Raw genomic sequence first — 21,295 nt, 5'->3', positions numbered from 1 at the left:
ATGGGACTGGGGCGTCGCCTCTATCGGGGCGAGATCGACGTCGACTTCGTCGGCAAGTGGCGGCTGTGGTACAGCCTGTCGGGCATCCTGCTGGCGATCTCCATCGCCGGTCTGCTGATCAACGGGCTCAACCTGGGCGTCGAGTTCAAGGGCGGATCGGTCTTCTCCTGGCAGCCGAAGGCGACCGTCGGCATCGAGCAGGTCCGCGAGACGTTCCTGGACGAGGGCGTGCACCAGCCGATCGTGCAGACGGCCGGCGAGCGCTACCGGGTCACGACCGAGACGCTGCCCGAGAGCAAGACCCTCGAGCTGCAGAGCGTCATCGCCAAGGAGTACGGCGTCACGGTCGACGACGTCAACATCCAGTCGATCGGCGCCTCGTGGGGCGGTGAGGTGTCCACCAAGGCCTGGTGGGGCCTGGCCGTCTTCATGGTGGCGATCATCCTGTACCTGTCGATGGCGTTCGAGCCGAAGATGGCGCTGGCGGCGATCGTCGCGCTCATCCACGACCTGGTCATCACGGCCGGCATCTACGCCTGGTCGGGCTTCGAGGTCACGCCGGCGACGCTGCTGGGCTTCCTGACGATCCTCGGCTACTCGCTGTACGACGCGGTCGTGGTGTTCGACATGATCAAGGAGGTCACGGCCAAGCTGGGCGCCACGTCGAAGCAGACCTACTCGATGGCGGCCAACGACGCCCTGAACCACACGCTGATCCGCTCGCTCAACACCTCGCTGGTGGCGATCCTGCCGGTGGCGGCGATCCTGTTCATCGGCACCACGGTGCTGGGCGCGGGCACGCTGAAGGACCTGTCGCTGGCCCTGTTCGTCGGCATGATCGTCGGCACCTACTCGTCGATCTGCGTGGCCACGCCGCTGCTGGTGACGCTCAAGGAGCGGGAGCCGCGCTACCAGGCCATCGCCCGCCGGCTGGCCTCCACCGGGGGCGGCAAGGGCGCCAAGGGGTCGAAGGGCTCCAGGAGCGCGGCCACGGCCAAGGGCTGACCGCTTCGCCGACGCCCCCGCCCATGCGACCGGGCGGGGGCGTCCGCGCGTCTGAACGCCCCCGTGCGCGCGCCTGAACGCCCCCTGAGCGCTCGCGGGGCCACGGGCGGGCTCCCGGGGCGCTGGTCGGATTACCGCCCGTCATGGGCCATCATGGAGCCCGCAAGCGTGGACAGCCCCCGAGGAGTGACGTGAAGACCGAGCTGAGCACGATGATCCTGGAGCGCATCCGGGACATCCCCGACTATCCGCAGCCCGGGGTGCTGTTCAAGGACATCACCCCGCTGCTGGACGACCCGGTGGCGTTCGCGGCCGTGGTGGACGAGCTGGCGGGGCTGCACGAGGTCGACAAGATCGTCGGCATCGAGGCGCGCGGCTTCATCCTGGCCGCCCCGGTCGCCTACCGGGCCGCCGCGGGATTCGTGCCGGTCAGGAAGAAGGGCAAACTGCCTGCCGCCACGCTGGAGGCGTCCTACGATCTGGAGTACGGTTCCGCGACCATCGAGGTGCACGCCGACGCGTTCCAGCCCGGCGACCGCGTCCTCATCGTCGACGACGTGCTGGCCACCGGCGGCACGGCGGAGGCGACGGTCGAGCTGGTGCGCAGGGCCGGAGCCGAGGTCGTCGGCGTGGCCGTCCTCATGGAGCTCGCCTTCCTCAAGGGGCGCGAGCGCCTGACGGGGGTGGAGACCCACGCCCTGGTGATCGTCTGAGCAGGACCCGCGGCGGCCCAGGTTCGCCGCCTGGATACACTGGGGGACCTGGACTCGAAAGTGAGGAGTCTGAGTGCCCCGTGATGTGGTCGCGCCCGACGTAGCGGACGCAGGCAGCGCCGAGACCGTGCCCGGCGCGCCCGCGGCACGTCGACGGCGATTTGGGGGTGGTGGCATGAACCCGGTGCTGGAGCCGCTGTTCCGGACCGTCCGCGCCACCCATCCCAAGGCCGACCTGCGGCTGATCGAGCGCGCCTACGACGTGGCCGCCTATCACCACCGCGATCAGAAGCGCAAGAGCGGCGACCCGTACATCACGCACCCGCTGGCAGTGGCGACGATCCTGGCCGAGCTCGGCACCGACGACGAGACGCTCTGCGCCGCCCTGCTGCACGACACGGTCGAGGACACCGCCTACAGCCTGGACGAGCTGCGCGGCGACTTCGGCGACACGATCGGCTCGCTGGTCGACGGCGTCACCAAGCTCGACAAGGTCAAGTTCGGTGACGCCGCCCAGGCCGAGACCGTGCGCAAGATGGTCGTCGCCATGTCGCGCGACATCCGGGTGCTCATCATCAAGCTGGCCGACCGGCTCCACAACATGCGCACGATGCGCTACCTGCCCGAGCACAAGCGCCACCAGAAGTCCCGCGAGACCCTGGAGATCTTCGCCCCGCTGGCCCACCGCCTGGGCATGAACACGATCAAGTGGGAGCTGGAGGACCTGGCGTTCGCCATGCTCTACCCCAAGCGCTACGACGAGATCGCGCGCATGGTGTCGGAGCGGGCGCCGCGCCGCGACCTGTTCCTGCAGGAGGTCATCGAGAAGGTCTCCGGCGACCTGCGCGACGCCAAGATCCGCGCCGTGGTCAAGGGCCGGCCGAAGCACTACTACTCGGTCTACCAGAAGATGATCGCCCGCGACGTGGCCTTCGACGACATCTACGACCTGGTGGGCATCCGGGTCCTTGTCGACAGCGTGCGCGACTGCTATGCGGCGCTCGGAACGATCCACGCGCGCTGGAACCCGGTCCCTGGCCGGTTCAAGGACTACATCGCGATGCCCAAGTTCAACATGTACCAGTCGCTGCACACGACGGTGATCGGTCCCGAGGGCAAGCCGGTGGAGCTGCAGATCCGCACCCACGGCATGCACCACAGGGCCGAGTACGGCGTGGCCGCGCACTGGAAGTACAAGGAGGAGGTCGGCGGCCCCGGCCCCGCCGGCAAGGTCAAGCCGGGCAGCGACATGGCCTGGCTGCGCCAGCTCCTCGACTGGCAGAAGGAGACGGCCGACCCGGGCGAGTTCCTGGAGTCGCTGCGCTTCGACCTGTCGGTGTCGGAGGTCTACGTCTTCACCCCCAAGGGCCAGGTCATCCCGCTGCCCGAAGGGGGCACGCCGGTCGACTTCGCCTACGCCGTGCACACCGAGGTGGGTCACCGGTGCATCGGCGCCCGGGTCAACGGCCGGCTGGTGCCGCTGGAGTCGCGGCTGGGCAACGGCGACACCGTCGAGATCTTCACCTCCAAGTCGCCCGACGCCGGGCCGTCGCGCGACTGGCTCAAGTTCGTCAAGTCCGGCCGCGCCCGTAACAAGATCCGGCAGTGGTTCTCCAAGGAGCGCCGCGAGACCGCGATCGAGGCGGGCAAGGAGGCCATCGGGCGGGCGATGCGCAAGCAGGGCCTGCCGCTGCAGCGGCTGATGTCCGGCGAGGCGCTGCTGGCCCTGGCCCGCGACCTGCGCTACCCGGACGTCTCGGCCCTGTACGCGGCCGTGGGCGAGGGCCACACGGCCGCGCAGACGGTCGTGCAGAAGCTCGTGGCGTCCATCGGCGGGGTGGAGAGCGCCGAGGAGGACATCGCCGAGACGTCGCTGCCCACGCGCCTGCGCGGCCGTCCCAGGGGCGGCGGGGCCGGCGTGGTCGTGGCGGGCGACGCCGACGTGTGGGTGCGGCTGTCCAAGTGCTGCACGCCGGTGCCGGGTGACGAGATCGTCGGGTTCGTCACCCGCGGCCACGGCGTCTCGGTGCACCGCGCCGACTGCACCAACGTCCAGCAGTTGCGCACCCAGCCCGACCGGCTGGTCGAGGTGAGCTGGTCGCCGGGCGACGACAGCGTGTTCCTGGTGGCGATCCAGGTGGAGGCGCTCGACCGGCCGCGCCTGCTGTCCGACGTCACCCGTACGCTGTCCGACCAGCACGTCAACATCCTCAGCGCCTCCGTCACCACCTCGCGCGACCGGGTGGCGGTCAGCAAGTTCACCTTCGAGATGGGCGATCCCAAGCACCTGGGCCACGTGCTCAAGGCCGTCAGGAGCATCCAGGGCGTCTTCGACGTCTACCGGGTGAGCGGCGCGGGCAGCTAGCGGGGCCGCAGGTCGGGCAGGTTGACGACGATCGCCTCCTGGGTGCTGCGCGCGATGACGACGACGGCCTCCCGCGACGGGTCGCGGTTCTCCTCGCGGTGCGGCACGTACGGGGGCACGAAGACGTAGTCGCCGGGCCCGGTGTCGACGCGCCGCTGGCGACCGTCCTCCAGGAAGACGAACGACGGGGTGCCGCTGACCACGTAGATGGCGGTCTCCGAGGCGCCGTGGTGGTGGTCGGCCGAGCGGGTGGCGGGGGAGACGTGCGTCTGGCCCATCCACAGCCGCCGTGACCCGGTCGTGCCGTCGCTGATCGCGGCCAGCCGCCGCATGCCGGGCGTCTGCGCGGTGCCGCCGGACAGGCCGGAGGACGGCACGTGGCGCAGCGGCTGGTGGAACGGGTCGGCCTCGATGCGGTGGCCCTCCCACAGGCGGCCGCCGGCGCGGTCGAGGACGCCGGTCGCGGCGGCGGCCAGCCGGGCCGGGTCGTCGCGGGCGGCCAGCAGCTCGGCGGCCAGCTCGGGGTCCTGGGCGCGCAGCTCGCGCAGCAGCCACTTGCCGTCGCCGTGCCAGCGGCCCGCCAGCGACAGCGCCAGCCGGGCGGTCTCCTCGACGACGTGCCAGGAGGTGAAGGTGCGCTCGCCGGGGTCGCCGCCGCCCGCCAGGTCGTCCAGCAGGTCCGACAGCACGTAGCGGGCCCGGTCGAGCCGGGGCGCGGGCAGCGGGCCAGGACCGGCGTCGAGGCGGGCGCGCAGCTCGCGCTGGAGCTCGGCGGCCTGGCCGTCCGAGCGGTCCACGAGCAGGACGCCGTCGGCGCACAGGCGCATCAGCGTGGGCCGGTCGCGCGCGACGTCCTGCTCGACGAAGGCGAGCAGGCTGGTGCGGCTGTGCACGAGCAGCTCCACCGGCCACTCCCTCCACCGGCGCGACTCCTTCACCGGCCGGGCCAGGCCGTCGATCACCACGACGACGTCGAGGTCGGAGGTGGGCGTGCGCCGCCCGGTCACCGAGCTGCCGCCGAGGAAGGCGTACAGGGCGCCGGGAAAGAGCTCCTCGACGAGGGTGCGCGCGGCCGTCACGGGATCCATGACGGCCAGCATAGGTCTCAGAGCTGCCGGGAGAACGTGACCAGGTCGTTACCGGGGCCGTTGTAGCCGGGCACCGGCGGGCTCACCGCGAACCCCAGACGCCGATGGAAGGCGATCGACGCCGTGTTGACGGGGGAGGTGATCGCCCTGACCACGTGGCAGCCGTGCTCACGGGCCAGGTCGAAGAAGCGCCCGTACAGGCGCCTGCCCAGGCCGGCCGCCCGCTCGCGCGGGCTGACGCCGACGAAGTGGATGTACGCCTCGCCGGGCAGCGACGGCGAGACGAGGCCGACGAGGAAGCCGGCCAGCCCGGCCGGCCCCTCGGCGACGAAGCTCGTGCGGTGGAAGTGGTCGAGGAAGAGCCGGGGGAGCACGGGCAGTATCGGCCGCCCCCACCACTCGTCGACCACCGCCGCGATCGCGTCATAGTCGCCGGGGACGGCGGACCGGATCTCGTCCACGCGCGTCAGCTGAACTCGGCCAGCGTGCGCTCGGCCTCCTCCAGCCAGGAGCGGCGCGCGATGATCGCCTCCTCGGCCTCCTTCGCGTCCTTGGCCCGGCCGTTGGCCTGGGCCTTGGCCAGCCGCTTCTCCAGCTGCTCGATCGAGGTGCGGAGCTGGTCGACCGTGCTCTGCGCGCGGGCGCGGGCCTCGGGGTTGGAGCGCTTCCACTCGGCGTCCTCGGCCTTGCGCACGGCGTCGTCGACCTTGCGCAGCCCGCCCTCCAGCCGGTCGCGCTGCTCGCGCGGCACCGGGCCGGCGGCCTCCCAGCGCTCCAGCAGGTTGCGCAGCGCCGCCCGGGCCGCGCGCACGTCGGTGACCGGGAGCAACTTCTCGGCCTCGATCAGCAGCTCCTGCTTCACCTCCGCGTTGGCGGCCAGCGAGGCGTCACGCTCGGCGAAGACGGCCGAACGCGCCTGGAAGAACTGGTCCTGCGCGCCCTTGAAGCGCGCCCACAGCTCGTCCTCGACCTCGCGGGAGGCGCGGCCGGCGCTCTTCCAGCGCTGCATCAGGTCGCGGTAGACGGCCGCGGTCTCGCCCCAGTCGGTCGAGCCGGCGATCGCCTCCGCCTCGGCCACGATGGCCTCCTTGGCGGCGCGCACGCCCTCACGCTGCTCGTCGAGCCCGGCGAAGTACTGCTTGCGCCGCTTGGCGAAGGCCGTGCGGGCGGCCGAGAGCCGCTTCCACAGCTGCGCCTCGGTGACCCGGTCGATGCGGTCGGCGGCCTTCCACTCCTCGACGAGCTGGCGCAGCCGCTCGCCGCCGGACTTCCAGTGAGTGGTCTCGTCGGCGATGCGCTCGGCCTCGGCGACGATCCGCTCCTTGACGCCCCTGGCCTCGACCCGGGCCTGCTCACGCGCCGCCTTGACCTCCTCGCGGCGCTGGGCGACCAGCTCCGAGAGGGTGTCGAGGCGGGCCGTCAGCGCGCCCAGGTCGCCGACGGCGTGCGCGTCGGAGACCGCCTCACGCAGCTTGACGATGCTGGCCTCGGCCTGCGCCGGAGCCAGGTCGGTGCCGCGCACGCGCTGCTCCAGGAGCTGGACCTGGCCGGCCAGTTCGTCGTACTTACGATGGAAGTAGGCCAGTGCCTCTTCGGGCTCGCCGGCCTGCCAGGACCCGACGGCCCGCTCTCCCTCAGCCGTACGCACGTAGACGGTGCCGTCGTCGTCTACCCGGCCCCACGGGTCGGTGCTCACCGTGTCCTCCCGCACTTTCCATCAGACCCTTCGGGACTCTTCGTCCCTAGTTTGTATTACGTCAGCTCTTGCCACTGATTGTCACGTCTTTGATTTCGACGGTTTCCTTGGGAGCTCCGGTCCCATCACCCGAATCGCCGATGACGCCCGCCTTGTTCACCTTGTCCAGGATGTCGAGCCCCTTCGTGATCGTACCCACCGGTGTGTAATCGGGGGTGAGACCGATGTCGCCGTACACGAGGAAGAACTGGCTCCCCGTCGAGCCCGGCGCCTGCGTCTTGGCCATCGCCATCACGCCGCGCTTGTAGGTGGCGCCCTCCAGGTTCTCCTCGACCATCACGTAGCCGGGCCCGCCCGAGCCGTCGCCCTGGGCCTTGCCGTCGGCCTTGGCCTTCGGGTCGCCGCACTGCAGCATCGGGAACTTGTCGTTGCCGAGCCGGTGGCACTTGCTGCCGTCGTAGAAGTTCTTGCTCGCCAGGTGGTCCAGCGAGTTGACGGTGCACGGCGCCTTGGCGTTGTCCAGCGTCACCACGATGTCGCCGAGATTGGTCTCCAGCGTCATCGTCTTGGTGGCCGGCTTGAGCTTCACCTCCGCCGGCGGCATGCCGACGTCCTTGACCTGTCCGCCCGCCGTGTCGGCGACGTAGCCGCACGTGCCGGTCGCCGGATCGTACGGCTTGGGCTGCGCGGCCGCGGAGGCGGTCTCCTGCGGCGCGGAGGCGGTCGGGGTGCTGGCTGCCTCCGTCGCGGAGTCACCACCGCCCAGCATCGCCACCGCGGCGACGATGCCGCCCACCACGACGACCACGCCCACCGTGGAGCCGATGATCGCGGTGCGCTTGTTGCGCTGCTCACGCTCCAGGCGGCGCTGCATCTGCCGCTCGTAGTGCTCGCGTGCCAGCTGCTTCTGCCGGTCCTTCCCCGTGGCCACCGCTTTGCCTCCCATAGTCAATCAACTGAGGTGGGCGAATCGTATCGGCCAACGGGTAATGATTCGCAGCCCGGCGACCCGCACCGGTACCCTTCGGTTACATTCCCATTGGCATTTTTGACGAGATCAGCTGAGGCAGATGCTCATCGCCGGCTTCCCCGCAGGGGCCTTCCAGACCAATTGTTACGCCGTCGCGCCCGCTGCGGGCGAGGAGTGCGTCATCATCGACCCAGGTCAGGACGCCACCGAGGGAGTCGAGGAGCTGCTGCGCGAGCACCGCCTCAAGCCGGTCGCGGTCCTGCTCACCCACGGCCACCTCGACCACGTGTGGTCGGTGGCCCCGGTCTGCGGCGCGCGCGACGTCCCCGCCTGGATCCACCCCGAGGACCGGCACCTGCTGAGCGACCCGGCGGCCGGCTGGTCGCCGACGAGCGCGTCGCTGTTCGGCGGCATCACGCTGAGCGAGCCCGACGACGTCCGCGAGCTGTCCGACGGCGCCGTGCTGGAGCTGGCCGGCATGGAGTTCACCGTCGACCACACGCCCGGCCATACCAGGGGGTCGGTGAGCTTCAGGCTGCCCGCTGACGAGATCATGTTCGCGGGTGACCTGCTGTTCGCCGGCTCCATCGGCCGCACCGACCTGCCGGGCGGTGACTATCCGACGATCCTGCGCAGCCTCGCTGCCAAGTGCCTGACGCTGCCTGACGATACGGTCGTCCTGCCGGGCCACGGACCACAGACCACGATCGGCCACGAGCGCGCCACCAATCCTTATCTCAAGGAGGCCGCGCCGCACGCCGGTCCCACACGAGGAATCTGATGACTTTCCAAGCACCGAAGGGCACCTTCGACTGGCTGCCACCCCGCTCCGAGCAGGTTCTCGCCGTCCGCGAGGCGCTCGTCGCCCCGGTACGGCTGGCGGGCTACGGCTATGTCGAGACGCCCGTCTTCGAAGACACGCAGCTGTTCGCCAGGGGCGTAGGCGAGTCGACCGACATCGTCTCCAAGGAGATGTACACCTTCCCCGACAAGGCCGGCCGCTCACTGACCCTGCGGCCCGAGGGCACCGCGTCCGTGGTGCGCGCCGTCCTGCAGCACAACCTGCAGGCCGGACAGCTCCCGGTCAAGCTGTGGTACTCCGGCAGCCAGTTCCGCTACGAGAACGTGCAGAAGGGCCGCTACCGGCACTTCTGGCAGGTCGGCGCGGAGGCGCTCGGCACCGAGGACCCCGCGCTCGACACCGAGCTGATCGTGCTGGCCGCCCGGGGCTTCGCCGCGCTGGGGCTGCGCAACGTCCGGCTGCTGCTCAACTCCCTGGGTGACAAGACCTGCCGGCCCGTCTACCGGGCGGCGCTGCAGGACTTCCTGCGCGGCCTCGACCTCGACGACGACACCCGCGCCCGGATCGAGATCAACCCGTTGCGCGTGCTGGACGACAAGCGGCCCGAGGTGCAGGCCCAGCTCACCGGCGCGCCGCTGATCGTCGACCACCTGTGCGAGGGCTGCAAGGCCTACCACGAGGAGGTGCGGTCCCTGCTGACTGCCTCCGGCGTCGCCTTCGAGGACGACCCCAAGCTCGTGCGCGGTCTCGACTACTACACCCGCACCACGTTCGAGTTCGTGCACGGCGGGCTCGGCTCGCAGTCGGCCATCGGCGGCGGCGGACGCTACGACGGCCTCAGCGAGATGCTCGGCGGCCCGCCGCTGCCCAGCGTCGGCTGGGCGCTCGGTGTCGACCGCACGTTCCTGGCGATGGAGGCCGAGGGCCTGCTGCCCGAGACCGCGCCAGGCCGCGTCCAGGTGTACGGTGTCGCGCTGGGCGACGACGCCCGCCGCCGGATGTTCCACCTCGTCGCGGAGCTGCGCGGGGCGGGCGTCAGCGCCGACATGGCCTTCGGCGGCAAGGGGCTCAAGGGCGCGATGAAGGGCGCCGACCGCTCGGGCGCCCGGTTCGCGCTCATCCTGGGCGAGCGTGACCTGGCCGCCGGGGCCGCGCAAGTGAAAGACCTGACCACCGCTGAGCAGACCGAGGTGCCGCTGGCCCAGGTCGTCGACGTCTTGAAGGGGAAAGTGCAGTGATCCGCACGCATAAGGCCGGGGAGCTCCGCGAGGAGCACGCCGGGCAGCAGGTGACGCTCGCAGGATGGGTGGCCCGCCGCCGTGATCACGGCGGCGTGGTCTTCATCGACCTGCGCGACGCCTCCGGCTCGGCGCAGGTGGTCTTCCGCGAGGAGGACCACGCCCACGACCTGCGCGCCGAATACTGCGTGCAGGTGTCCGGCCTGGTACGGGTGCGGCCCGAGGGCAACGAGAACCCCGAGCTGCCCACCGGCGCGATCGAGGTCGTGGCCGAGACGGTCGAGGTGCTCAGCGAGTCGGCGCCGCTGCCGTTCCCCATCGAGGGCAACGTGGGGGTGTCGGAGGAGGCGCGGCTGAAGTACCGCTACCTCGACATCCGCCGCCAGCAGGTCGCCACCGCGATGCGCACCCGCTCCAAGGCCACCTACCTGGCCAACGAGGTGATGAACGAGCTCGGCTTCGTCTACGTCGAGACGCCGACGCTCACCCGCTCCACGCCCGAGGGCGCGCGCGACTTCCTGGTGCCGGTGCGCCTGCAGCCGGGCAACTGGTACGCGCTGCCGCAGTCGCCGCAGCTGTTCAAGCAGCTGCTCCAGGTGGCCGGGCTCGAGCGCTACTACCAGCTCGCCAAGTGCTACCGCGACGAGGACCTGCGCGCCGACCGGCAGCCGGAGTTCACCCAGATCGACGTCGAGATGTCCTTCGTCGACCAGGAGGACGTCATCGAGGTCGGCGAGAAGCTGATCGGCAGGCTGTGGCGGGAGATCCTCGGCTACGAGATCCCCATGCCGCTGCCCCGCATGACCTACGCCGACGCGATGGCCCGCTACGGCTCCGACAAGCCCGACCTGCGCTTCGGCCAGGAGCTCGTCGAGATGACGGACTACTTCGCCGGCACGTCGTTCCGCGTCTTCCAGGCCGACTACGTCGGCGCGGTCGTCATGCCCGGCGGCGCCTCGCAGACGCGCAAGGAGCTCGACGGCTGGCAGGAGTGGGCGCGCAGCCGCGGCGCCAAGGGCCTGGCGTACGTGCTCGTCCAGGAGGACGGCACGCTCGGCGGCCCGGTGGCCAAGAACCTGTCGGAGTCCGAGACCTCGGGCCTGGCGGCGAAGGTCGGCGCGCAGCCGGGCGACGCCGTCTTCTTCGCGGCCGGCGCCCGCGGCGCCTCGCGCGACCTGCTCGGCGCGGCTCGGCTGGAGATCGGCCGCCGCTGCGGGCTCATCGACGAGTCGCAGTGGTCGTTCCTGTGGGTCGTGGACGCGCCCATGTTCGAGGAGGACGGCGAGGGCGGCTGGACGGCCGTGCACCACCCGTTCACCGGCCCCAAGCCCGAGTGGGCCGACAACTTCCAGGACCACCCGGCCGAGGCGCTGGCCTACGCCTACGACATGGTCTGCAACGGCATGGAGATCGGCGGCGGCTCCATCCGCATCCACCGCGCCGAGATGCAGCAGCGCGTCTTCGACGTGCTCGGCATCTCCAAGGAGGAGGCGGAGAGCAAGTTCGGCTTCCTGCTGGAGGCGTTCAAGTACGGCCCGCCGCCGCACGGCGGCATCGCCTACGGCTGGGACCGGATCTGCATGCTGCTGTCGGGCGGCGACTCGATCCGCGACGTGATCGCGTTCCCGAAGACCGCCTCCGGCTTCGACCCGCTCACCGGCGCGCCCACGCCCATCACCGGCGTCCAGCGCAAGGAGGCGGGCGTCGACGCCCAGCCCAAGGAGAGCTGAGCCTCCGGCGCGCATGACAACGGCAGGCGTCCGACGGGACGCCTGCCGTTGCCGTTGCCGTCGCCGCTCGTCAGGTGAGGGTGACCTTCTTGATGATGATCGGCGTCTTGGGGGCCGTGGAGCCGCCGTCGCCGGTGATGTCGTTCTCGTTGACGATGACGCCGTCCTTGGCGACCTTCTCGATGATCTCCAGGCCCGACTGGACCATGCCGAGCACCGAGTAGACCGGGTCGATCTGGGCGTTCTCGTCCGAGAGCGAGATGGCGAACTGGCTGCTGTTCTGTCCGGCGGCGTCCTGCGGCTGGGTGAGGAACACCACGCCCTTCGTGTACGGCACCAGACCCGCGGCCTCGTCACGGAAGACGTAGCCGGCCGTGCCCTGGCCGTCGGTCGGGTTCTTGCCGTCGGCCTTGGCCTTCGGGTCGCCGCACTGCAGCAGGAACAGGCCGGACGTCTCCGGGGTCACCAGGCGGTGGCACTTGGTGTTGTCGTAGAAGCCCTTCTTGGCCAGGAAGGCCATCGAGTTGACCGAGCACGGCGTGACCGCCGGGTCGACCTGGATGACGATGTCGCCGTGGTTGGTGGTGATCGTCATCTTCGAGAGCTTCATGTTGGGCTTCTTGCCCGGCATGCCCACGTACTTGACCGGGACACCGGAGGTGTCCTTCTTGTAGTCGCACGTCACGGGGCCGGTCGGCGTCGCCGTGGGCGACGGCATCTCGGTCACCGGCGGCGAGGGCGTGGCGGAGGCCGTGGGCGTGGTCGCCGCCGCGACCGTCTGCTTGTCGTCGCCGCCGACGAGGGTGGTCACCGCGAAGATGCCGCCCGCCACCACGGCCACGGCCACGCCGGCGCCGATGAAGGTGTTGCGCCTGGCCTTGGACGTCTGGCCCGCCGCGCGCTGCGCCTGCCGCTCCTTGTGCTCGCGAGCCAGCTGGCTCTGGCGGTCGTCGTCGTCGCCGCTCACCGGTATGTCCTCCATCTTTGCTGACACATGACCAAATAACTCCGCGAATGCTACCGGCCCCGCGATGTGCCGGACGTAAGTGACGAAAACTCACCGCAGTGACTCGACGGCCCTGACCACGGACGCGACCCGGGACGACCGGTGGCGGCGGGCGCGTAAACTCGCGATGTGGAGAGTCTGTTCGATTCAGCGGCTGAGGAGGCCACGCCGCAGCCCCTGGCGGTCCGCATGCGGCCCCGCACGCTCGACGAGGTGATCGGCCAGCGCCACCTGCTCGGCGCCGGCACGCCCCTGCGCCGGCTGGTCGAGAGCGAGGCGCCGATGTCGCTGTTCCTGTGGGGACCGCCCGGCACCGGCAAGACCACGCTCGCCTACGTGGTCTCCAACGTCACCAAGCGGCGCTTCGTGGAGATCTCCGCCGTCTCGGCCGGGATCAAGGACGTCCGGGCCGCCATCGACGACGCCCGCCGCCAGCTCGGCATGTCCGGCCGCCAGACCGTGCTGTTCGTCGACGAGGTCCACCGCTTCAACAAGGCCCAGCAGGACGCGCTGCTGCCCGCCGTGGAGAACCGCTGGGTCACCTTCATCGGCGCCACCACCGAGAACCCCGCCTTCTCCGTCATCTCGCCGCTGCTGTCGCGCTCGCTGCTGCTCACGCTGGAGTCGCTGACCGACGACGACATCGCCGCCGTGCTGCGGCGCGCGGTCTCCGACGAGCGCGGGCTCGGCGGGCGCGCCACGCTCGCCGACGAGGCGCTGGAGCACCTGGTCCGGCTGGCCGGCGGCGACGCCCGCCGCTCGCTGACCTATCTGGAGGCGGCCGCGCTGCTCGACGACGAGATCACGGTCGAGGTCGTGGAGAAGGCCGCCGACAAGGCCGCCGTCCGCTACGACCGGCAGGGCGACCAGCACTACGACGTCATCAGCGCCTTCATCAAGTCGATGCGCGGCTCCGACGCCGACGCCGCGCTGCACTACCTGGCCCGGATGATCGAGGCCGGCGAGGACCCCCGGTTCATCGCCCGCCGCCTGGTCATCTTCGCCTCCGAGGACGTCGGCCTGGCCGACCCCACCTGCCTGCAGACCGCCGTCGCCGCCGCCCAGGCCGTGCAGCTCATCGGCCTGCCCGAGGGCCAGATCAACCTCGCGCACGCCGTCATCCACTGCGCGCTGGCGCCCAAGTCCAACGCCGTCGTCAAGGCCATCGGCGCGGCCGTCGGCGACGTGCGGCGCGGCCTCATCGGCCAGGTCCCCGGCCACCTGCGCGACGCCCACTACCCGGGCGCCGCCAAACTGGGTCACGGCGAGGGCTACAAGTACCCGCACGACTTCGAGCACGGCCTGGTCCGCCAGCACTACGCGCCCGAGCAGGTGCGCGAGCGCCGCTACTACGAGCCGACCACGCACGGAGCCGAGGCGCCGGTCGCCGGACGCTGGGGAAAGATCCGCGAGTTCCTCAGGGGATCGGACCCGTCCTGACATGTCCTCACCGACCTCGTCCCCGGGACGCGATAGGGTCTTGGCGTTCCGGCCCAGCGTACGAGGGAGATGAGCGGATGCTTACCGCTGGAGAGGTCGCCGGGCTGATCGCCGCCACGGGATGGATCGTCCTGGTCTGCGTTCTCGCCATGGTGCTCGTCAAGCTCGCCAGGCTGCTCACCGAGACCACCAAGGCGGTCTCCGAGCTCAACGCGCGCCTGACGCCGCTGCTCGACGACATGAGCGTCACGGTCAACGAGACCAACCGGCAGCTCGTCGCGGTCGAGGCCATCGCCAGGGACGTCAAGCAGGTCAGCGGGCACGCCGCCAAGCTGAGCGCGGTGACCCAGACCGTCTTCACCGGGCCGCTGATCAAGGTGTCGTCGCTGAGCTACGGCGTCCGCAGGGCCATCGAGGCCCGCAGGCCGCGCAAGGCCGGGCGGCGGTGATCACGGCGATGATCAGACGGCTGTTCTACCTGTCGCTCGGCGCGCTCATCACGCTGTGGGTGATGCGCAGGCTGCAGGCGCTGCACCCCAACCACATCGCCCGCCGCACCGCCGACGGCGCCGCGGGCATGCTCGTGCGGGTGAGAGACTTTACCTCCGACGCGCTCGGCGAGGCCGCCGGGCGCGAAATCGAGTTGCGGGCCCGCTTCGGTCTCGACAACGCTGAAGACAACCACTAAAGCAAAGGATGGCCACCATGGAGTCGGCAGAGATCGCGCGCCGCTTCCTGCGCTTCTTCGAGGAGCGTGGGCACAAAGTAGTGCCCTCGGCCAGCCTGATCGCAGAGGACCCCACGCTTCTCCTGGTTCCGGCCGGTATGGTGCCGTTCAAGCCGTACTTCCTGGGGCAGCGCAAGCCTCCGGCGTCTCGGCTGGCCACCGCCCAGAAGTGCGTGCGCACCCCCGACATCGACGAGGTCGGCAAGACCACCCGTCACGCCACGTTCTTCCAGATGCTCGGCAACTTCTCCTTCGGCGACTACTTCAAGGCCGAGGCGATCCCGTTCGCCTGGGAGCTGCTGACGCGCTCGGAGTCCGACGGCGGCTTCGGCTTCCCCGAGGAGAAGCTCTGGGCGACCGTCTACCTGGACGACGACGAGGCCTACGACCTCTGGCGCAACAAGGTCGGGCTGCCGGACGAGCGCATCCAGCGCCGCGGCCTGGAGGACAACTACTGGCACATGGGCGTCGCCGGACCCGGCGGCCCCTGCTCGGAGATCTACTACGACCGCGGCCCCGAGTACGGCAAGGAAGGCGGGCCGGTCGCCGACGAGGACCGCTACCTGGAGGTGTGGAACCTCGTCTTCATGCAGTACCAGCTCAGCCAGGTCCGCACCAAGGTCGACTTCGACGTGGCGGGCGAGCTGCCGGCGAAGAACATCGACACCGGCATGGGCCTGGAGCGCATGGCGGCGATCCTGCAGGGCGTCGACAACATCTACGAGATCGACACCACGTACAAGATCCTTGACAAGGCGGCCGAGCTCACCAAGAGCCGCTACGGCAGCGACCCGCGCACCGACGTGAGCCTGCGCGTCATCGCCGACCACGTCCGCACCGGCACCATGCTGGTCGCCGACGGCGTGCTGCCCAGCAACGAGGGCCGCGGCTACGTGCTGCGCCGCATCCTGCGCCGCTCGGTGCGCAACCTGCGGCTGCTCGGCTCCGGTGACGAGCGCTACATGCACACCCTCACCGACGTGGCGATCAACGTCATGGGCGAGCAGTATCCCGAGCTCAAGGTCGACGCGCCGCAGATCCACGGGGTCATCGACGCCGAGGAGGCGTCGTTCCTCGGCACGCTGCGCACCGGCACGGCGATCTTCGACGTGGCCGTCGAGGAGACCAAGCGCAAGTCCGCCACGACGCTCTCCGGCGACCAGGCGTTCCAGCTTCACGACACCTACGGCTTCCCCATCGACCTCACCCTGGAGATGGCGGCCGAGCAGGGGCTCAAGGTCGACGAAGAGGGCTTCCGCCGGCTGATGAAGGAGCAGCGCGAGCGCGCCAAGGCCGACGCGGCGGCGAAGAAGACCGGCAACGCCGACATCTCCGTCTTCGGGCAGCTCCTGGAGAGCGCGGGCAAGGTCGAGTTCCTCGGCTACGACGAGACCGAGGCCGACACCACCGTCATCGGCATCCTGTCCGGCGGTGTCTCGGTCCCGGCGGCGGGCGCGGGCACCGAGGTCGAGGTCGTCCTCGGCCGCACCCCCTTCTACGCCGAGGGCGGCGGCCAGCTCGCCGACCAGGGCGTCATCCGCACCGCGGGCGCCGAGGTGGAGATCCACGACGTCCAGACGCCGGTCACCGGCCTGGTCGTGCACCGCGGCAAGGTCCGCTCCGGCGAGCTGCGCGCGGGCGACGAGGCGCACGCGGAGATCGACCTGGAGCGCCGCCGCGCGATCTCGCGCAGCCACAGCGCCACCCACCTGGTCCACCGCGGCTTCAAGAACGCGCTCGGCGAGTCGGCGGCCCAGGCCGGCTCGGAGAACTCGCCCGGCCGCTTCCGCTTCGACTTCACCGCGGCCGGGGCGGTCCCGCCGAGCGTGCTGCGCGACGTCGAGGACGAGGTCAACGCCGTCCTGATCAACGACCTCAAGGTCAACGCCTTCTACACCTCGCAGGCCGAGGCGCGAGCGATGGGCGCGCTGGCGATGTTCGGCGAGAAGTACGGCGACGAGGTCCGCGTGGTCGAGATCGGCGACTACTCGCGCGAGCTGTGCGGCGGCACCCACGTGCACAGCTCCGGCCAGCTCGGCCTGGTCAAGGTGCTCGGCGAGCAGTCGGTCGGCGCGGGCGTGCGCCGCGTCGAGGCGCTGGTCGGCATCGACGCCTTCCGCTTCCTGGCGCGCGAGAGCCTGCTGGTCGCCCAGCTCACCGAGCAGCTCAAGGCGCGTCGCGAGGAGCTGCCCGAGCGCATCGAGGGCATCGTCACCCGGCTGCGCACCGCCGAGAAGGACCTGGAGAAGCTGCGCTCCGCCCAGGTGCTCCAGGTGGCGGGCGAGCTCGCCGCGCAGGCGGCCGACCTGCGCGGAGTCTCCGCGGTGACACACCGCGCGCCTGATGGCACCAGCGCCGACGATCTGCGTAAGCTCGCGCTTGACGTGCGCGGGAGGTTCCCGGCCGACCGTCCGGCGGTCATCGTGATCGCCGGAGTCCCCTCCGACCGGCCCGTGGTGGTTGCCGCGGTGAACGAGGCGGGACGCGAGCGCGGGCTCAAGGCCGGGAGACTGGTCGGCGTCGCCGCCAAGGCGCTTGGGGGTGGCGGTGGCGGCAAGGACGACGTCGCGCAGGGCGGTGGCACCAGGCCCGACGCGATCGACGACGCGTTGCGGCTGGTCGAGCAGGCCGTCGGCGAGCAGCTCGGCTGAGATGAGGTTCGGCACGCGGCTCGGCGTCGACGTCGGGTCCGTACGCATCGGCGTGGCGCGCAGCGACCCTTCGGGGATGCTCGCCACGCCGGTGGAGACCGTCAGGCGGGGCGAGGGCGACCTCGACCGCATCGCCGCGATCGCGGCAGAGCACGAGGCCGTCGAGGTGGTGGTGGGGCTGCCCACCTCGCTGTCCGGCCGACAGGGCCAGGCGGCCCAGCTGGCGCGCGAGTTCGCCGCGCGGCTGGCCGCCCGGCTGGCCCCCACGCCCGTCCGGCTCTTCGACGAGCGGCTCACCACGGTGGCCGCCCAGCAGGGGCTGCGGGCCAGCGGCGTGCGCGCCAAGAAGCAGCGCGGCGTCATCGACCAGGCGGCGGCCGTGGTGCTGCTGCAGGACGCGCTCGACGCCGAGCGCGCGACCCGCAGGCCGCCGGGCCGGCCGGTCGACCCGCCTTCCGCGACAGGCGACGGCCCGTCCGCATGACGGCCGTGCTCCACCGCTCGAAGATCGCTAAAGTGATCGTCGGCCGGTGCCGCCGCGTGGAAACCGTTACCCAGCGTGACGACAAGGTGCGTGTGGCGTGTCCGGCGACGGGTGATCCGCACCGGTTTAACGCGACGAATCCGGTGCATAGAATCACGAAATTCACCGACAAAGAGAGCGGGTTCGTGAGATACCGGAAAGAGTCGAACGACAACCTCGGGACGAACTGATGCTCGCCGGGCTGCATCCCACCCCGCGGGAGCGCGCCGGTGTCACCGTGCGAAGCTCCCGACCCGGGACACACACGCTCTTTCCGTCCTCTAGCATGGCTACTCACAGTGACCCCTGCCGGCCGTCGCAGCGTGTCCGGCACATCCCCCTCGTCCGCTCGGTGACCCCCCACCGCCGGGTGTCACCGAGTGACCCCGGGCCAGCAGTTCCGGGAGATTGGCCGGCTCACCTATGAACGATCTCGACATGGACTTCCTCCTCGGCGCCGAGGACGACGACGGCCGGGGCGGGCGTCGCGCCAGGGGCTCGGGCAGACGCGGCGGGCGCAGAAGGCGCAGGCGCCGCAGCCGGGGCCGCTTCCTGGCCCCGTTGCTCGCGTTCATCGTGCTGGCGGGCATCATCGGCGGTGGCGGCTACTACGGCTACCTGTGGGTCAGCGACGCCATCGTCCCCGACGACTACGCCGGCAAGGGCAGCGGCGAGGTCGTGATCGAGATCAAGGACGGCCAGAGCGCCTCCGAGGTGGCCCAGGAGCTGGAGCGGCAGGGGGTCGTCGCCAGCGCCAGGGCGTTCACCAACGCGGTCGACAGCGCGGGCAAGAGCTCGTCGCTGCAGCCCGGCTCGTACAAGCTCCGCAAGCAGATGGCCGCCGCCGAGGCCGTCAAGCTGCTCCACCCCGACGCGCGGCTGCGCCTGACGGTGACGCTCAAGGAGGGCCTGCGCCTGTCCGACACCTTCACCCAGCTCGCCGAGGCGACCGGCAGGAGCGTGAAGGAGTTCGAGACCGCGGCCAAGAAGCCCGACGAGCTCGGCCTGCCCAGCTACGCCAAGGGCAAGCTGGAGGGCTACGCCTTCCCCGCCACCTACGAGTTCCAGCCCAAGGCCACCGCGTCCGAGATGCTGGGCCAGATGGTCGAGCGGTTCAACCAGTCGGCCGAGAAGCACGACCTCAAGGCCGCCGCGAGGAAGCGCGGCTTCACCGCCCACCAGATGCTCACGATCGCCAGCATCATCCAGGCCGAGGCGGGCCGGCACGAGGACATGCCCAAGATCGCCCGGGTCATCTACAACCGGCTCGACCACCAGCCGGAGATGCACCTGCGCATGGACAGCACGGTGATGTACGCCTGGAAGCGCTACAAGACCGCGGCCACGCACGCCGAGCTGGAGATCGATTCGCCGTACAACACCTACAAGCACCTCGGCCTGCCGCCGGGCCCGATCGCCAACCCCGGCGACCACGCGATCGAGGCGGCGCTGAATCCCGCCAGGGGCTCCTGGCTGTACTTCGTGGCCACCGATCCCAGCAGGAGCAGCGTGACCAAGTTCGCCACCACCGAGGCCGAGTTCGAGGCGCTGCTCGCCGAATACAGACGGAACGGCGGCTGAGCCGGGGATGAGGGCCGCGGTCCTGGGCTCGCCCATCAGCCACTCGCTCTCGCCGTTCCTGCACCGGGCGGCGTACCGGGAGATGGGCCTGACCGGCTGGAGCTACGAGGCGTTCGAGTGCGACGAGGCGCGGCTGCCCGCGAAGCTGCGCGAGCTGCGCCCGGTGCGCGGCGAGCGCGCCGGCGACGCGGGCGCGTGGGCGGGGCTGTCGCTCACCATGCCGCTCAAACGCGCCGTGCTGCCCCTGCTCGACACCGTCTCGGAGCTGGCCGTCGAGGTGGGCGGCGCCAACACCGTGGTGTTCTCCGGCGGCGCCGCGCACGGCGACAACACCGACGTGTACGGGATCACCCAGGCGCTGGCGGAGGCCGGGGTGCCCGCGCCGCGCTCGGCCACCGTGCTCGGCGGCGGCGCCACGGCCGGGTCGGCGCTCGCGGCGCTGCGCGAGCTGGGGCTGTTCGCGGTGACGCTGATCGTGCGCGATCCGGCCCGGGCGGGGGAGACCGCGGCCGTGGCCGAACGGCTCGGGGTGACGCTCTCGGTGCGGACGTTCGACAAGCTCGACGCCGCGCTGGAGGCCGACCTGGTCGTCTCGACGCTGCCCGGCGGTGCCGCCGACGCCTACGCCGACCGGCTGGCGCGGGTGCCGGCGCTCTTCGACGTGGTCTACGCGCCCTGGCCGACCGTCGCGGCGGCGGCCGTGCGCGCGGCGGGCGGCACCGTGGTCGGCGGGTTCGCCATGCTGCTGCACCAGGCGGTGCGGCAGGTGGAGCTCATGACCGGCCGCACGGACGTGCCGGTGGACGCCATGCGCGCGGCCGGCGAGGCGGAAATCCTCAGGCGATCCGGCGAGCGGGCATGACCAGCAGGATGACCAGCACGGATGACCAGCGGGGATGATTCGAGGAAGCTCCGTGGTTGTGGTAATGTAGCTCTCTGATCGGTCCGGCATGACTTGCTGGACGCGCAAGCGGAGGTCTCCCTCCCACCCGAGTCGCCGCGAGGTGGCCGGGTAAAGGATCACGCCGGACTACTCCGGGGAGCTTGAGGCCACGAAGCCGAAAAGCTCAGTGGCCCCGCATGCGCGACGTGCGGGGCTTTTCGCGTTGCGGCGAAGAGCTGCCCGGCACGACGAGCACGTAGGGATCGCAAACCTAGGAGGCCCCATCAGCACTGAGCCCCGCATCAACGAGCGTATCCGAGTTCCCGAGGTCCGCCTCGTGGGCCCGAACGGCGAGCAGGTGGGCATCGTGTCCATTCACGACGCCCTGAAGCTCGCCCAGGAAGCCGACCTGGACCTCGTCGAGGTCGCGGCGACGGCTCGACCGCCCGTGTGCAAGCTCATGGACTACGGCAAGTTCAAGTACGAGTCCGCGATGAAGGCGCGCGAAGCGCGCAAGAATCAGGCGCACACGATCATCAAGGAGATCAAGCTCCGGCCGAAGATCGACCCGCACGACTACGAGACCAAGAAGGGTCACGTGGTGCGGTTCCTCAAGGCGGGAGACAAGGTCAAAGTCACGATCATGTTCCGCGGCCGTGAGCAGTCCCGGCCGGAGCTCGGCTTCCGGCTGCTGCAGCGGCTCGCCGAGGACGTCCAGGAGCTCGGGTTCGTCGAGTCCCAGCCCAAGCAGGACGGCCGAAACATGATCATGGTGATCGGTCCGCACAAGAAGAAGGCCGAGGCCAAGGCCGAGAAGGCCGCCGCCAAGGCACAGCGTGGCAGCGAGGAGCCTTCCGTAGAGGAAGTGTGACCCGCG

General features: G+C 70.7%; 20 protein-coding genes. 15 read left to right on the top strand and 5 right to left on the bottom strand.

The features are described 5' to 3' along the window. From secF to AB0J53_RS38530, 3 genes are all read left to right on the top strand, one after another. Positions 1-1,005: a protein translocase subunit SecF gene (secF, locus tag AB0J53_RS38540; protein WP_364181614.1), complete on the top strand. Its 1,005-nt coding sequence runs from the start codon at positions 1-3 to the stop codon at positions 1,003-1,005. 191 nt (positions 1,006-1,196) lie between these two features. Next, positions 1,197-1,718, top strand: coding sequence for an adenine phosphoribosyltransferase (locus tag AB0J53_RS38535; RefSeq protein WP_219502173.1), 522 nt, complete (start codon positions 1,197-1,199; stop codon positions 1,716-1,718). 175 nt (positions 1,719-1,893) lie between these two features. Beyond that, positions 1,894-4,083, top strand: coding sequence for a bifunctional (p)ppGpp synthetase/guanosine-3',5'-bis(diphosphate) 3'-pyrophosphohydrolase (locus AB0J53_RS38530; RefSeq protein WP_219502174.1), 2,190 nt, complete (start codon positions 1,894-1,896; stop codon positions 4,081-4,083). On the opposite strand, the gene AB0J53_RS38525 is transcribed toward AB0J53_RS38530, so the two are convergent. The 4 genes from AB0J53_RS38525 to AB0J53_RS38510 form a co-directional block, all read right to left on the bottom strand. Then, positions 4,080-5,171, bottom strand: a complete 1,092-nt coding sequence (locus tag AB0J53_RS38525; protein ID WP_364181610.1) for a cupin domain-containing protein — start codon at positions 5,169-5,171, stop codon at positions 4,080-4,082. The genes AB0J53_RS38530 and AB0J53_RS38525 overlap by 4 nt on opposite strands. 17 nt (positions 5,172-5,188) lie before the next feature. Next, complete coding sequence (locus tag AB0J53_RS38520) at positions 5,189-5,641, bottom strand: GNAT family N-acetyltransferase (RefSeq protein WP_364181873.1); 453 nt, start codon at positions 5,639-5,641, stop codon at positions 5,189-5,191. Continuing rightward, positions 5,638-6,867: a DUF349 domain-containing protein gene (locus AB0J53_RS38515; RefSeq protein WP_219502179.1), complete on the bottom strand. Its 1,230-nt coding sequence runs from the start codon at positions 6,865-6,867 to the stop codon at positions 5,638-5,640. Before AB0J53_RS38515 ends, AB0J53_RS38520 begins: the two co-directional genes overlap by 4 nt. Before the next feature lie 61 nt (positions 6,868-6,928). Next, positions 6,929-7,798, bottom strand: a complete 870-nt coding sequence (locus tag AB0J53_RS38510) for a peptidylprolyl isomerase (protein WP_308125660.1) — start codon at positions 7,796-7,798, stop codon at positions 6,929-6,931. Positions 7,799-7,937: 139 nt separating this feature from the next. Here AB0J53_RS38510 and AB0J53_RS38505 point away from each other — a divergent pair, with 139 nt between their 5' ends. From AB0J53_RS38505 to aspS, 3 genes are read left to right on the top strand one after another with little or no spacing between them, the layout of a single operon-like run. Next, positions 7,938-8,618, top strand: coding sequence for an MBL fold metallo-hydrolase (locus AB0J53_RS38505; protein WP_364181605.1), 681 nt, complete (start codon positions 7,938-7,940; stop codon positions 8,616-8,618). After that, entirely contained in the window at positions 8,618-9,877 is a 1,260-nt protein-coding gene (hisS, locus tag AB0J53_RS38500; protein ID WP_364181603.1) for a histidine--tRNA ligase, read from the top strand. The genes AB0J53_RS38505 and hisS overlap by 1 nt, the downstream gene beginning before the upstream one ends. Continuing rightward, positions 9,874-11,607: an aspartate--tRNA ligase gene (gene aspS, locus AB0J53_RS38495; RefSeq protein WP_364181601.1), complete on the top strand. Its 1,734-nt coding sequence runs from the start codon at positions 9,874-9,876 to the stop codon at positions 11,605-11,607. Before hisS ends, aspS begins: the two co-directional genes overlap by 4 nt. A 70-nt stretch (positions 11,608-11,677) precedes the next feature. On the opposite strand, the gene AB0J53_RS38490 is transcribed toward aspS, so the two are convergent. Continuing rightward, positions 11,678-12,574: a peptidylprolyl isomerase gene (locus AB0J53_RS38490; RefSeq protein ID WP_364181599.1), complete on the bottom strand. Its 897-nt coding sequence runs from the start codon at positions 12,572-12,574 to the stop codon at positions 11,678-11,680. Positions 12,575-12,802: 228 nt separating this feature from the next. Between AB0J53_RS38490 and AB0J53_RS38485 the strand changes: the two genes are divergently transcribed. From AB0J53_RS38485 to infC, 9 genes are all read left to right on the top strand, one after another. After that, complete coding sequence (locus tag AB0J53_RS38485; protein WP_364181870.1) at positions 12,803-14,053, top strand: replication-associated recombination protein A; 1,251 nt, start codon at positions 12,803-12,805, stop codon at positions 14,051-14,053. A 77-nt stretch (positions 14,054-14,130) separates the two neighbouring features. After that, positions 14,131-14,502, top strand: a complete 372-nt coding sequence (locus AB0J53_RS38480; RefSeq protein WP_049568533.1) for a DUF948 domain-containing protein — start codon at positions 14,131-14,133, stop codon at positions 14,500-14,502. Between the two features lie 8 nt (positions 14,503-14,510). Next, positions 14,511-14,741 carry a hypothetical protein gene (locus AB0J53_RS38475; protein WP_219502194.1) on the top strand — a complete coding sequence of 77 codons (231 nt, stop codon included), beginning with the start codon at positions 14,511-14,513 and terminating at the stop codon, positions 14,739-14,741. A 17-nt stretch (positions 14,742-14,758) separates the two neighbouring features. Next, positions 14,759-17,431, top strand: a complete 2,673-nt coding sequence (gene alaS, locus AB0J53_RS38470; protein WP_364181596.1) for an alanine--tRNA ligase — start codon at positions 14,759-14,761, stop codon at positions 17,429-17,431. Between the two features lies 1 nt (position 17,432). Continuing rightward, positions 17,433-17,915: a Holliday junction resolvase RuvX gene (gene ruvX, locus AB0J53_RS38465; RefSeq protein WP_219502196.1), complete on the top strand. Its 483-nt coding sequence runs from the start codon at positions 17,433-17,435 to the stop codon at positions 17,913-17,915. Further along, positions 17,912-18,145, top strand: a complete 234-nt coding sequence (locus AB0J53_RS38460; protein ID WP_364181593.1) for a hypothetical protein — start codon at positions 17,912-17,914, stop codon at positions 18,143-18,145. Before ruvX ends, AB0J53_RS38460 begins: the two co-directional genes overlap by 4 nt. 232 nt (positions 18,146-18,377) lie before the next feature. Then, a complete protein-coding gene (gene mltG, locus AB0J53_RS38455; protein ID WP_364181590.1) occupies positions 18,378-19,535 on the top strand; it encodes an endolytic transglycosylase MltG in 1,158 nt (385 codons plus the stop codon). Positions 19,536-19,542: 7 nt separating this feature from the next. After that, entirely contained in the window at positions 19,543-20,397 is an 855-nt protein-coding gene (locus tag AB0J53_RS38450; RefSeq protein ID WP_364181587.1) for a shikimate dehydrogenase, read from the top strand. Between the two features lie 304 nt (positions 20,398-20,701). Continuing rightward, a complete protein-coding gene (infC, locus tag AB0J53_RS38445) occupies positions 20,702-21,289 on the top strand; it encodes a translation initiation factor IF-3 (protein ID WP_219502280.1) in 588 nt (195 codons plus the stop codon). Positions 21,290-21,295: the final 6 nt, after the last annotated feature.

The organism is Nonomuraea sp. NPDC049725, assembly GCF_040674795.1.
GTDB lineage: Bacteria > Actinomycetota > Actinomycetes > Streptosporangiales > Streptosporangiaceae > Nonomuraea > Nonomuraea ceibae.
This window is presented reverse-complemented; position numbering and strand designations above follow the sequence as displayed.